The sequence below is a fragment of the Acrocarpospora catenulata genome, assembly GCF_018476525.1.
Taxonomy (GTDB): domain Bacteria; phylum Actinomycetota; class Actinomycetes; order Streptosporangiales; family Streptosporangiaceae; genus Acrocarpospora; species Acrocarpospora catenulata.
The window spans coordinates 232,829-246,849 of the sequence record NZ_JAHCST010000005.1; the positions used below are offsets into that span (position 1 = coordinate 232,829).

The 14,021-nt window shown below is 71.4% G+C and carries 5 protein-coding genes; 4 read left to right on the top strand and 1 reads right to left on the bottom strand.

All coding sequences use genetic code 11. The annotated features are described in order from the left end of the window. Positions 1-275: 275 nt before the first annotated feature. Genes KIP79_RS07680 through KIP79_RS07690 form a run of 3 tightly spaced genes read left to right on the top strand, consistent with a single transcriptional unit; the run spans position 276 to position 12,636 of the window. Positions 276-6,971: a non-ribosomal peptide synthetase gene (locus KIP79_RS07680; RefSeq protein ID WP_214103968.1), complete on the top strand. Its 6,696-nt coding sequence runs from the start codon at positions 276-278 to the stop codon at positions 6,969-6,971. Continuing rightward, positions 6,968-12,466 (top strand): non-ribosomal peptide synthetase/MFS transporter, encoded by a 5,499-nt coding sequence (locus tag KIP79_RS07685; RefSeq protein WP_214103969.1) that lies wholly within the window; start codon positions 6,968-6,970, stop codon positions 12,464-12,466. Before KIP79_RS07680 ends, KIP79_RS07685 begins: the two co-directional genes overlap by 4 nt. Further along, on the top strand, positions 12,463-12,636 hold the full coding sequence (locus KIP79_RS07690; RefSeq protein ID WP_214103970.1) for an MbtH family protein: 174 nt from the start codon (positions 12,463-12,465) through the stop codon (positions 12,634-12,636). Before KIP79_RS07685 ends, KIP79_RS07690 begins: the two co-directional genes overlap by 4 nt. 72 nt (positions 12,637-12,708) lie before the next feature. Here KIP79_RS07690 and KIP79_RS07695 read toward each other — a convergent pair whose 3' ends face one another. After that, complete coding sequence (locus tag KIP79_RS07695) at positions 12,709-13,149, bottom strand: hypothetical protein (RefSeq protein ID WP_214103971.1); 441 nt, start codon at positions 13,147-13,149, stop codon at positions 12,709-12,711. A 183-nt stretch (positions 13,150-13,332) separates the two neighbouring features. Between KIP79_RS07695 and KIP79_RS07700 the strand changes: the two genes are divergently transcribed. Next, entirely contained in the window at positions 13,333-13,788 is a 456-nt protein-coding gene (locus KIP79_RS07700) for a hypothetical protein (protein ID WP_214103972.1), read from the top strand. Positions 13,789-14,021 lie beyond the last annotated feature (233 nt).

Sequence of the window (14,021 nt, forward strand, 5' to 3'; positions counted from 1 at the left end):
ACACCCGAGATGTTGGGAGCGCTCCCATGAAACACTAATGGATCCGGGCGGGCATCCGTCAAGCGCTATTTCCGGCCGTATTAAATCTCCCCAGATGAAGGCCGTATTTCCATTGAATCTTTCTGAAATATGGATGATCTGTTGACGGCGTTCACCCGCAATCCTAGCCTCGGAGTGCGTGGGAACGCTCCCACCACTGGCTCGCTCCCGCCGCCGGCAGTGCGGCCTTTTCAGGTGCCTGCCCTCTGTTACCCCCGGCTTGGGAGACGTGTGCGATGACGGAAACGACGACCCCAGCGGGCGTGCGTACCCTCACCGCCGACGACCTGCCCGACGTGCCTACCTTTGTCGACCTGTTCGAAGCCCAGGCCGAGCGGGCCCCGGACCGGATCGCCGTGGTGGCCGGTGACCGCCGCCTCACCTACGCCGAGCTGAACGCCGCCGCCGAGGCGGTACGGCTCCGCCTGGAACAGGCCGGTGTGACCCCGGGCGACCTGGTCGCCCTGTACGTGGACCGGTCCGCGGACATGGTCTCCGCCCTGCTGGGCGTACTGAAGGCCGGAGCCGCCTACCTGCCGTTGGACCCGGCCTACCCGGCGGCCCGCATCGCGATGATCCTGGAGGACTCCGGCACCGCGGCCATTCTCACCCAGCGCCACCTGCGCTCCTCGCTGCCCAACCGGAACGTGCTAACCCTCGAAGACATAACCCCAAATCCCGAAATATCGCCAAAAAGCGAGAGGAAAGGGTCGGATCGGGCGTACGTGCTCTACACGTCGGGTTCCACCGGCCGGCCGAAAGGCGTCGTCATCCCGCATCGGGCGTTGCTCAATTTCCTCTGGGCGATGCGCACCCTGCTCAACGCGGCCCCTGACGACATTTGGCTGGCTCTGACCTCCCTGTCGTTCGACATCTCGGGCCTGGAGCTCTACCTCCCCCTGATCACCGGCGCCCGCCTGGTGATCGCCGACACCGAGACCGCCCGCGACGGCGCCCGCCTCCGCACCCTGGTCGAAACCGAGCGGATCACCCACCTCCAGGCCACCCCCTCCGGCTGGCGCGTCCTCCTCGACGCCGGTTTCGCCGGAACCGTCACCGGCCTGGTCGGCGGCGAGGCCCTGCCCGTCTCCCTCGCCCGCACCCTCACCGACCGCCTCACCCGCCTGGTCAACGTGTACGGCCCCACCGAGACCACGATCTGGTCCACCGCCTGGGAGGTCTCGCGCGGCACCGCCACGGTCAGCATCGGCACGCCCATCGCCAACACCCAGGTCCACATCCTGGACGACCGCCTGGAACCGGTCGCCGAAGGCGAGCTCCACCTCGGCGGCCTCGGCGTCGCCGACGGCTACCTCGCCCGCCCGGCCCTCACCGCCGAGCGTTTCGTCCCCGACCCGTACGGCCCGCCCGGCGCCCGCCTCTACCGCACCGGCGACCTGGTCCGCCGCCGCCCCGACGGCGCGCTCGACTTCCTCGGCCGCGCCGACACCCAGGTCAAACTCCGCGGCCACCGCATCGAGCTGGGCGAGATCGAGACCGTGCTCGAAGAGCTCCCCGGGGTACGCCAGGCCGTCGTGGCCGTGCACGGCGAAGTGCTCGTCGCGTATCTGGTGGGGGACGGCGTCGATCCTCGGGAGGCGCTGGCCGAGCGGCTCCCGCCGTACATGGTGCCGTCGGCCGTGGTGCGTCTGGACGCGATGCCGCTCACACCCAACGGCAAGGTGGACCGCCGCGCGCTGCCCGCGCCCGCGCGGAGCACCGGTGAGATCGCGCCGCGCACCGAGTCGGAGCGGGTGGTGGCCGAGGCGTTCGCCGAGGTGCTCGGCCTGGACGAGGTCGGCGCTGAGGCGGACTTCTTCGCGGTGGGCGGCCACTCGCTGCTGGCCACCAAGGTCACCGCCCGGCTGACCCGGCGGCTCGGCGTGGAGATCCCCGTACGGGAGCTGTTCGCGGCTCCCACCGTGGCGGGACTGGCCGCCGTGCTGGACGGGCTCGACACCGTGTCGATCCCGCTGGAGCCCCGCCCGCCCGGCACCCCCGTACTGCTCTCGCCCGCCCAGGAACGCCTCTGGTTCCTGCACCGCTTGGACCCTGAGGACGCCTCCCAGAACCTGCACCTGACCCGGCGGTTGCGCGGCCCGCTGGATGTGGCGGCGCTGGAACGCGCGCTGACCGCCGCCGTCGCCCGGCACGAGGCGCTGCGCACCCGCTTCCCCGACCTGGAGGGCCGCCCGGTCGCGGTCATCGAACCCGACCCGGCGATCACCCTCGAACAGCTCGCCGCCGCCACCGAGGACGAGGCCAGGGCACTGCTGGCGGCCCGGGTGAACGCCCCGTTCGACCTGGCCGCCGCGCCGCCGGTCCGGGCCGTGCTGGTGCGGGTCGGTGGCGAGCACATGCTCTGCGTGGTCTTCCACGGCATCGCCGGGGACGAGTGGTCGCTGGACGTGCTGATCGAGGACCTGGCCGACCCCGACCGGGAACCCCCGGCCGTACAGCACGGTGATGTGGTCGCCTGGCAGCAGGGCCGGGAGGCGCTCGGCCTCGGGGCGGACGCGCTGGCCCACTGGCGGGAGCGGCTGGCCGGGCTGCCGGTGCTCCGGCTGGCCACCGACCGTCCCCGTCCGGCCGTCGCCGCCCGCCGGGGGGCCGTCGTCCGGGCCAGGGTGCCGGTCGGGCCGTTGGAGGAGCTGGCGCAGCGGCACGGCACGACCCTGTTCAGCGTGCTGCTCGCCGCGTACCAGGCGGTGCTCTCGGCCGAGACCGGCCAGCACGACTTCGGGGTGGGCGCGCCCACCGCGGGCCGGGGCCGGGTCGAGCTGGAGCCGGTCTTCGGGCGGCTCGGCAACGTGCTGGTGCTCCGGGCCGACCTGTCCGGCGCCCCGTCCTTCGCCGAGCTGCTGGCCCGGGCGCGGGCCACCGTGCTGGCGGCGATGGCCGAGGAGGAGGTGCCGGTCGAGCGGCTGCAGGCCGAACTCGACCTGGTACGGGACACCGGGCAGACGCCGCTCTACCAGACCATGCTGGCTCTGGACACCCTGCCGGAGCCTGTGCAGGTGTGTGGCGCGGTCGCCGAACCGTTCGAGCTCGACCAGGTTCCGGCGCGGTTCGATCTGACCCTGGACGCCTGGCGGGACGGTGGCGAGCTCGCCCTGGTCTTCACCTATGACGCGACCCTCTTCGACCAAGCCCGCATCGACGCGTTGGCGGCCCGGTTCACGGCCGTGCTGAACGGCGCCGACCTGGGGGTGACGGGCGTAGAAGCGCGGCCGGTCGTCCAAGTGGACCGTGCCCCCGCGCCGCGTACCGGCCGCGCGCCCGGCACGCCCGCCGAGCGGCGGATCGCCAGGGTGTTCGGCGAGGTGGTCGGGGTCGAGCAGATGGGGGCCGACGACGACTTCTTCGCGCTCGGCGGGCGCTCGCTGCTGGCCCCGCGGGCCGCCGCCCTGCTCAGCAAGGCGTTCGGGGTGCCGGTGCCGGTACGCGCGATCTTCGCCAATCCGACGGTGTCCGGGCTGGCGGCGGCCATCGGCGCCGACCCCGGCGTGGTTCCGCTGGAGCCGCGCCCGCCCGGCACGCCGGTGCCGCTCTCGGCGGCGCAGGAGCGGCTGTGGTTCATGGACCACTTCGACCCGGGCGACGCCTCCGGCAACATGTACCTGGCCCGGCGGATCTACGGGCCGCTGGACCGGGAGCGATTCACCGCCGCGTACGCCGCGCTGGTGGACCGGCACGAGTCGCTGCGCACCCGGTTCCCCGCCGACGACGGGCGTCCCCTGCTGGTCATCGACCAGCAGGGGCAAGCGGAGCCGGCCTGGCTGGAGCTGCCCGAGGAGCGGGTGCGCGGGTACTGCGCCGCGCAGGTCAACGTCCCGTTCGACCTGGCTGCGGCGCCGCCGGTCCGGGCCGCGCTGATCCGGATCACGCCCGAGGACCATGTGATCTGCGTGGCGATGCACCACATCATCGCCGACGGCTGGTCGGTCAACGTGATGTTCAGTGAGCTGGCCGCCCTGTACGAGGGCGTCGCGCTGCCGCCGCTCCCCGTTCAGGCCGGGGACGTGTCGATCTGGCAGCTGAAGCGGGAGGCCCTGGACGAGGGCGAGGCCGCGCTGGCGCACTGGCGGGATCGGCTGGCCGGGGTCCCGGTGCTGGAACTCCCGCTGGACCGGCCCCGGCCGCTCGACGGCGTACGGCGCGGCGCGGTGCACCAGGCTCGGGTGCCCGCCGACCTGGTGGCCGGGCTGGAGCAGGCCGGGCGGGAGAGCGGGGTCACCCTCTTCATGGTGCTGCTCGCCGCCTACCAGGCGCTGCTGGCCCGGCACACCGGGCAGCCCGACTTCGCGGTGGGATCGCCGACGGCCGCGCGGGGGCGGGTGGAGCTGGAGTCGGTGATCGGGTATCTCGCGCACACGCTGGTGTTGCGGGCGGATCTGTCCGGGGATCCGCCGTTCCATGAGCTGCTGCGGCGGACCTGGGCGACGGTGGTGGACGCGCTGGCCCATCAGGAGGTGCCGGTCGAGCGGCTCAAGTCGGTGCTCGGGGTGCGGCGGGATCTCGGGCAGTCGGCGCTGTTCCAGACGATGTTGATCCTGCACAGCCAGACGACTGAGGGGAATCTGCCGGCGCGGTTCGCGGGGATGCGGCATGAGCCGTACAACGCGGGGGCGATCAAGACGGCCTTCGATCTGACGTTGACCGCGTGGCCGGTGACGGACGGGCTCAACCTGGTCTTCGACTACGACGCCGCGCTGTTCGACGGGCCGACCGTGGAGCGGCTGGCCGCGCGGCTCGTCGAGTGCCTGTACGACATCGCCGCCGATCCCACGACGCGGGTGTCGATGTTGTCGATGCGGACACCCGAGGACGACGCCGCCTTAGCAACCTGGACACAAGGCCCGAATCTCGAAATATCCGGCGGCACACTGCTGGACCTGATCGAACGGCAGCCCGCCGACCGGGTGGCCGTCACCGGCAGCTCGACCCACGCCACTCCGGGCCGCGCCGGTCCGGCCCACGCCACTCCGGGCCGCGCCGGTCCGGCCCACGCCACTCCGGGCCGCGGCGGTCCGGCCCGCGGCGGTCCGGCCCACGCCACTCCGGCCCACGTCACTCCGGCCCACGCCACTCCGGCCCACGCCACTCCGGCCCACGGCGGCCCAAGCTCCGGCGGGGTGACCTCTGGTCACCTGACCTATGGCGAACTTCGCGCCGCCGCCCACCGCCTTGCTGCCCGGCTCCGCGCCGAGGGGGTCGGCCGGGGCGATCTCGTCGCCATCCTCGCTGAACGTTCCCCGGACGCGCTGACCGGCATGCTGGCCACCATGCTCGTGGGCGCCGCCTACCTGCCCCTCGACCCGGATTATCCGCAGGCCCGCATCGCCTTCGTCCTGGCGGACGCCCGGCCCCGAGTGATTCTCGCCGACCGCTCGTTCGGAGAGGCCGGAGAGATTCCGGTCATCCAGTTGGGTGCCGCAGGAGAGGAAGGAAGCCCCTCGACGGTCGCTGGGCAGGATGCCGGATCGGCGGAGAACGGCGCAGCCGGGGGGTCGGGAGCGATCCCGGTCATCCCGCTTCGGCATGCGGGGCCACTCCTCGGCGGCATGGACGAGGCCACCCGGGACATCAGCGGGAGCGACTTCGCCTCGCCCCTGCCCGAGGATCCCGCATACGTGCTCTACACTTCCGGTTCGACCGGGCGGCCGAAGGGCGTGGTAGTTCCGCATCGGGCGTTGCTGAACTTCCTGGTCTCGATGCGGGAGTTGCTCGATGCGGGGCCCGAGGACGTCTGGCTGGCGCTGACGTCGCTTTCCTTCGATATTTCGGGACTTGAGCTGTATCTGCCGCTGGTCACCGGTGGGCGCATCGTCATGGCGGACCCCGAGACGGCACTCGACGGACGGGCGCTCGCCCGTCTGGTCGCCGACCACGGCGTCACCCACGTCCAGGCCACTCCGTCCGGCTGGCGGGTGCTGCTGGACGGCGAACTGCCCCAGGTGACCGCACTGGTGGGCGGCGAGGCGCTGACCCAGGGTCTGGCCCGCGAACTGCGCACCCGCGTCACCCGCCTGATCAACGTGTACGGCCCCACCGAGACCACGATCTGGTCCACCGCCTGGGAGGTCCCCGCCGACCCCGCCGAACTCGCCATCGGCCGCCCGATCGGCAACACCCAGGTGGCGGTCGTCGACGAGCACCTGCGCCCGGTCCCGCCCAGAGCCCCCGGCGAACTCCTCATCGGCGGCCTCGGCCTGGCCCACGGCTACCTCCGCCGCCCAGGACTCACCGCGGAACGTTTCGTCCCCGGCCCCGGCGGCACCCGCCTCTACCGCACCGGCGACCTGGTGCGCTGGCGCTGGGACGGCACCCTCGAATACCTCGGCCGCAACGACGACCAGGTCAAGCTGCGCGGCCACCGCATCGAACCCGGCGAGATCGAATCCGTCCTGGAATCCCTCCCCGGGGTCGACCGCGCCGCCGTCGCCGTACGCGGGGACAACCTCGTCGCGTACGTCGTGGGCGAGACCGCGGGGCTGCGCGAGGAGCTGATCGCCCGCCTGCCGTCCTCGCTCGTCCCGGCCGCCTTCGTAAGGCTGGACGCGCTGCCGCTCACCCCCAACGGCAAGCTCGACCGGCTCGCCCTGCCCGACCCGGAACCCGGCAGGGAAGACACCTTCGTCGCCCCGCGCACCGACGCCGAGGCACTGGTCGCCGACGTCTGGAGCGACCTGCTCGGTCTGGACGGCATCGGCGCCTTCGACGACTTCTTCCAGCTCGGCGGGCACTCCCTGCTGGCCGTACGGGTGGCCGCCCGGCTGCGCGGCACGGTCGGCGTGGAGGTGTCGATCCGGACCCTGTTCACCCACACCACCGTCGCCGACCTCGCCTCGGCGGTCGAGGACCTCCTGCTCGCCGAACTGGATGACCTCTCCGACGAGGAAGCACAGCGCCTGATGGAGAAGAACTCGTGACCCATTCCCCCGACCTGTCCCAGGCCAAGCAGGCCCTGCTTCGGCAGCGGCTGCGCCGCCGTACCGTGGCCGCCGCGATCAGCCCGCGTGAGCCCGGCACGGCGCCGCCGCTCTCGCACGCCCAGGAGCGGCTCTGGTTCCTGGAGCAGTACCGGCCGGGCACGGCGGCGTACACGGTGCCGTTCGCGGTCTGGCTGGAGGGCCCGCTCGACCCCGACGCGCTGGCCGAGGCGTTGCGGCAGGTCACCGCGCGGCACGAGACGTTGCGCACGCGGTTTCGCACCTCCGAGGACGGGCTGCCGTCCATCGACGTCGCCGACGAGCCCGAGATCGACCTGACCGTGCTGACCGCGGACACCGCCGACCAGGCCAAGGAGCTCATCTCGGTCGAGCTGGCCCGGCCGTTCGACCTGGCGAAAGGGCCGCTGCTGCGGACCACCCTGGTCCGGCTGGGCCCCGAGCGGCATGTGCTCCAGCTGGCCGCCCACCACGCGGTCACCGACGGCTGGTCCGGGGACGTGCTGCTCGGCGACCTCCTCGCCATGCTCGGCGGCCGGCCGCTGAAGCCGCTCCCCATCCAGTACGGCGACTACGCGATCTGGCAGCGCGCCCGCACCGGCACCCCCGCCTACCAGGCCGACGTCGCCTACTGGCGGGACCGGCTGACCGGAGTGCCCCCGCTGGACCTGCCCGCCGACCTGCCCCGCCCGGCCGAGCAGAGCCCCCGGGGGGCAGGGCACGGCTTCGTGATCCCCCGTGCGCTGGAGGCCGCAGTGGCCGAACTCGGGGCCGCGCACGGGGCGACGCCGTACATGACCTTCATGGCGGCGCTGCAGGTGCTGCTGGGGCGGTGGTCCGGGCAGGAGGACTTCGCGGTCGGCAGCCCGATCAGCGGCCGGGGGCTGCCCGAGCTGGACGGGCTGGTCGGGATGTTCGTCAACACCCTCGCCCTCCGCGCCGACCTGGACGGCGACCCGGCCTTCACCGACCTGCTCGGGCGGGTCAAGGACGCCGCGCTGGACGCCTTCTCCCACCAGGAGCTGCCGTTCGACCAGCTGGTCAACGAGCTCAACGTGGCCCGCGACGTGAGCCGTACCCCGATCTTCCAGGTCATGTTCGCGTTGCAGAACTACCAGACGGGGGCGGCTCCGGCGGCGGGCGCCGTCCAGGTGAGCGGGTTCGCGGCCGACGTCACGGTGAGCCGGTTCGACCTGGCCCTCTACCTGTACGAGGGCGTGGACGGCATGGCCGCCACCTTCATCTACTGCACCGATCTGTTCACGGCGGAGACGATCGAGCGGCTGGCCGCGTCCTTCGTGGCGCTGCTGCGGTCGATGGTGGCCGATCCCGGGGCGCGGATCTCCGAGCTGGATCTGCTGCCGCCGGGGGAGGCCGAGCGGGTGCTCGCGCTGGGCGCCGCGGAGCCCGCAGAGCCGCTGGAGCGGGAACTCCTGCACGAGCTGGTGGCCGCCGCGGCGGCCCGTACGCCGGACGCGCCCGCCGTGGTGTTCGGGGCCGACCGGCTCACCTTCCGGGAACTGGACCGGCGGGCCAACGGGCTGGCCTGGCGGCTGCGGGAGCTGGGGGTACGGCCGGGGGACCGGGTGGGGGTCTGCCTGGAGCAGTCGGCGGAACTCGCGGTGGCGATCGTCGGGGTGCTCAAGTCGGGGGCGGCGTACGTGCCGATCGACCCGGAGCTGCCGGGCGAGCGGGTGGCGTACATGGTGGCGGACGCCGGGATCTCGATCGCGGTGACCACCCCTGAGCTGTTGCCTGCCGGGCTCGTACCCGTCTGTCTGGACGCGGTGGGGGAGCGGGCCGAACCGGTGGACAGCGCGGTCACGCCGGGGGATCTCGCGTACGTGATCTACACCTCGGGCACCACCGGGCGGCCCAAGGGGGTCGCCGTGCAGCACCGGGAGGTGCTGGTCTACCTGTCCGGCGTGCACGATCGGTTCCGGGTCGAGCCGGGGTCGGCGTTCGCGCTGCTGCAGTCGCTGGCGTTCGACTTCGGGGTGACGGTCTTCTACCTGTCGCTGATGAGCGGAGGGTGCCTGCACCTGCTGCCGTCGCGGACGGCGGCGCCGGATCTGGTGGACTATTTCCGCCGATGGCCGGCCGACTACCTGAAGATCACGCCATCCCATCTGGCGGCGCTGCTCGCCGAGGCCGAGCCCGGGGAGCTGCTGCCGCGCAAGCTGCTCATCCTCGGCGGGGAGGCCGCGCCCGCCGAATGGGCGGCCGAGCTGGCGACCCGGGTGCGGGTGGTCAACCACTACGGGCCGACCGAGGCCACGGTCGGGGTCACCACGCACGAGGTCGGGACGCTGTCCGGGATGTTGCCCATCGGCGTTCCCCTGCGGGGGGCGCAGGTCCGGGTGCTCGACACTTACGGGCGGCCGGTGCCGGTCGGGGTGCCCGGGGAGATCCATCTCGGCGGGGAGCGGCTGGCGCGCTGCTACCTCGGCCGCCCCGGGCTGACCGCCGAGAAGTTCGTACCAGACCCGTACGGCCCCGCCGGGTCACGCCTCTACCGGACCGGGGACCTGGGGCGGTGGCTGCCCTCCGGGGAACTCCAGTTCCTCGGCCGCCGTGACCTCCAGGTCAAGGTGCGGGGGTACCGGGTCGAACTCGGGGAGATCGAGACCCTGCTCGGGCAGTATCCCGGGGTCGCCCAGGCCGTGGTCGACCTGCGGGAGCAGCGGCTGGTCGCCTACCTGGTCGGGGAGGCCGGGGACACCGCCGAACTACGCGCCTGGCTGCGCGAGCGGTTGCCCGACTACATGGTTCCCGCGCGTTACGTCTGGCTGGACCGGCTTCCGCTGAAGTCGCACGGCAAGGTGGATCGGGCCGCACTGCCCGACCCCGGTTCCGGGCCGGAACCCGGGGCCGAGTTCACCGACCCCGCCACGCCGATCGAGGAGACCGTGGCCGAGGTCTGGGCCGCCGTGCTCGGCTTGGAGCGGGTATCCGTGCTGGACGACTTCTTCGACCTCGGCGGGCACTCGCTGCTCGCCATGCAGGTGGTCGCCCGGCTCCGCAAGGCCGGGCACACCGCGACCCTGCTCGACCTGTTCAAACACCCGACCGTACGGCAACTCGCCCACCTCCTCGACCCCGGCACCGTCAAGGGCCCGGCCCGGCTCCTGCACCGGCTCACCCCTCCTAGGGCCGTCAAGGCCACCCTGGTCTGCGCGCCTTACGGCGGCGGCAGCGCCATCATCTACAAGCCCCTCGCCGACGTGCTCCCCGCCGACTGGGCGCTCTACTCCCTCGCCGTGCCCGGCAACGAACTGGGCGAGGAGCCCCGGCCCATCGACGAGGTGGCCGCCGAGTACGCCCAGGAGATCCTCGACACCATCACCGGCCCGATCGTCCTGTACGGCCACTGCGGCCTGGGCGTCATGATCACCACCAAGGCGGCCCGCATCCTCGAAGCGGCGGGCCGCCCGCCGGAGGCCGTCTACCTCGGCGGCGTCTTCCCCTTCGCCCGCCCTCGCGGGCCGTTCGCCAAGTTCGCCGCCTGGATGGACGAGCTCGGCGGCGACCAGGGCCGCATCAACGCGCTGAGCGCGGCCGGGCTCGACGTCTCGGAGTTCGACCTGGACGAGCTCAAACTGATCGTCCGTAACCGGCGGGTCGGCACCCGGGAGGCCGAGCGGTACTTCACCCAGATCTTCGAGCAGGACCTTCCGCTGCTGTCCACCCCGGTCATCGCCGTCGTCGGCGAACGCGATCCCGCCGTCGAGTACTACCAGGAGCGCTTCCGGGAGTGGCACTGCGTGTCCGCCACGACCGCCTGCGTCGTCCTCGACGAAGCAGCCCACTACTTCATGAAATATCGGGCGGAGGAGCTGGCGGACATCCTCACCGGCACCCACCGCGCCGTCCTCTCCGGCGAAACCGAACCTCTGGAGCGCACAACCGGCGAGGAAACCTGGTGGCTGGAGGGCGTCTCCCGCCTGAACCCCGAACCGGCCGGCACCCAGGACGGCACCCAGGACGGCACCACGGACGGCACCACGGCTGGGCCCCAGGACGGCGCCTCGGGGCCCTCGGACGGCGTCTCGGCTGGATCCCCGGGCGGTGCCCCGGCGGGGTCCCCGGAAGGCGCCTTGGCCGGGCGACCGGACGGCCGGGAAGCCGTGCGGATCGGCCCCAAACCGAGCATGCGGCGGTTCGTGGCGCTGGCCGCCGGTCAGCTCGTGTCGATCACCGGGTCGGCGCTGACCGAGTTCGCGCTGCCGCTGTGGATCTACATCACCACGGGATCGCTGGCCAATTTCGCGCTGTTCTCCGTGCTCGCGCTGCTACCGGGCATGCTGGTCGCCCCGTTGGCCGGGACGGTGGTGGACCGGTTCGACCGACGCCGGGTGATCCTGTTCAGCGACATCGCCGCCGGCGGCACCCAGCTCTGCCTGGGCGTGCTCACCTGGACGGACAACCTCCAGGTCTGGCACATCTACCCGCTCCTGGTCGGCCTGTCCATCGCGCTCACCTTCCAGCGCATCGCGTACGGCTCCGCCATCCCGCAGATCGTCCCCAAACGCTTCCTCGGCCACGCCAACGGCCTGATGGGCATGGTGAACGGCGTCGCCCAGCTGGTCGTCCCCCTGGTGGCGGCCGGACTGATGGCGGTGATCGGGCTCGGCGGCATCCTCATCATCGACGTGGTCAGCTACACGGTGGCGATCATCACGGTCCTGCTGGTCAGGTTCCCCAGAACGATGGCCTGGCGGCGGCGCGAGCCGATGCTCACCGAGATGGTGAACGGCTTCAGGTACACCTGGGGCAACCTCGGCATCCGCCGCATGCTCCTGTTCTTCGCCGTCGTCAACCTGTTCATGTCGCCGCTGTTCATCCTGGTCTCGCCGCTCGTGCTGTCCTTCGCGGAACTGGAGGACGTCGGCCGGGTCACCTTCTTCGGCGGCCTCGGCGTCTTCCTCGGCGGCCTGATCATGACCGTCTGGGGCGGCCCCCGCCGCCTCCGGCTGCGCGGCCAGCTCTGGTCCACCGTCGCCCTCTCCGCCGGGGCGATCGTGGTCGGCCTCCGCGAGGACCTGGTGGTCATCTCGGCCGGCGTCTTCGGCATGTTCCTGTCGCTGACCATCCTCAACGGCATCTACGCGACGATCATCCAGGTCAAGGTCCCCCAGCGCTTCCACGGCCGGGTCTTCGCCCTCAACCAGCTGGTCGCCTTCTCCACCCTGCCCCTCGGCTTCGGCCTGGTCGCCCCGTACGGCACCGCGCTGTTCGAACCTCTCTTCGCCGAGGGCGGCGCCCTGGCGACCACGGTGGGCGCGGTGATCGGCACCGGCGAAGGCCGCGGCATCGCCTTCATGTACATCCTGTTCGCCCTGGTCATGGCATCGGCCGTCTTCGTGGCCCGCTGGATCAGGGGCCTGTGGCGCTTCGACGAGATGGTCCCCGACGCGCTGCCCGACGACGTCATCGGCTACGAAACCCTGAAGAACCGAATCAAGGAGCGAGTGTGAGCGAATACCTGGTCGTCCTCAACCACGAAGAGCAGTACTCCATCTGGGCGGCCGACCGCCCCGTCCCCGACGGCTGGCGCGCCGAAGGCTTCTCCGGCGAGAAGGAGGCCTGCCTGGCCCACATCGAGGAGGTCTGGACGGACATGCGCCCCCTGAGCGCCCGAGGCTGACCCGCGATCAACCGGACCGGCCCGCCGCGAATCCGGCGGGCCGGTCCGTCATTACCCGATGGACCAGCCTGGTCACTGGGGCCAGTTCGCGATGATTTCCGGCTTGATGGCGTCCGCGTAACACTTGAAGGTCTTGCGCAGCCCGCGATCGTAGAGGCAGACCCGCACGTCCACCCGCTTGATCTCTCCGTCCGAGCTGAGGCGGAAGGAACTCTTGGCCGAGCAGGTCACGCGAGGCTGGCTCCATCCGGTGCCGCCGCCCGCGTAGTGGAAGCGGGCACGGACGTAGGCGCAATGATCGCGGTGCTTGTCGCGGTCGTAGAGCTTCCCGGACACGACGAACGTCTCGGCCTTGAAGCCGGTGATCCAGACGTCGGCCTTGGCATACCCGGAGTGCCCCGCCGACGACTGGACGGGACCCCAGTGAATGCGCGAGGCCGCCTGCGCCGGGCCCGCGACCCCCACGCCGATCACCAAGGCCAGAACTCCACCGATGACATGTGTCTTTCTCATGGCCAGGACGCTAGGCGACCCGACTTGGAGAGATCTTGCATCCGGCTGGGCGTCGTCTTGGCAGACCCGATCTTCCATACCACTTGGGTGGCGTTTCCGCCGCTGTCCGGACCTGGCCGCCACGTTTCCCCGCTGCGCTTCATAGATGTACCGGTATTTGCACCGGAGGAGGGGAAACAGAAAATGAACAAAAGAAATTTACGGCTCGGCGGGCTGTCGCTGGTCGCCGCGCTGGGCCTTTCCCTGGCACCCGCGGGGGCGGCCAACGCGGCGGGCAACTGTCAGTTGACGATCAAGGAGACCAGCAAATACTTCGCCAACGCCACTCTCGCCTGCGTCCCGAGCGCCACCGGCGACCAGCTACGGGAATGGAAGGTGTGGGGCGAGGACCCGTGGTCCGACGACTTGGTGTTCACCGTTTACACCAACCGCCTCACGTACACGGTCTCCATCAGCCAGGAACTGCTCAACGAGGACCTGGGCGGCGTGGACGAAATCCACGCGGTCGCCCTCTTCCGCCGCCCGAACGGCACCCTGTACAAGATCAGATCCAATACGTCCGGCGGCCTGTGGGGAAGCTGGGGCGGAATCTGCTGCGGCTCACCGGAGAAAACGCACGTAGACCCCACCTACAAGTGACGAACTCGCCGTCGGCCACGTGCGGGTTCCCGCCCGGACCGGCGGCGCCGCGGCCGAGGCGCCCACCGCGGCCCGTGCACGGACGCGACGATCGTCATCCTGTCGGCATTGGGCCAGTCCGTGGCCGGATGGACGTGGGAATCCGTGAACGGGTGCTGAACACTTGATTAAAACCGACAAAACGTGCTTTTCAGTGCGTCTGACTTGATGTCATACCGAGACGCCAAATGTTT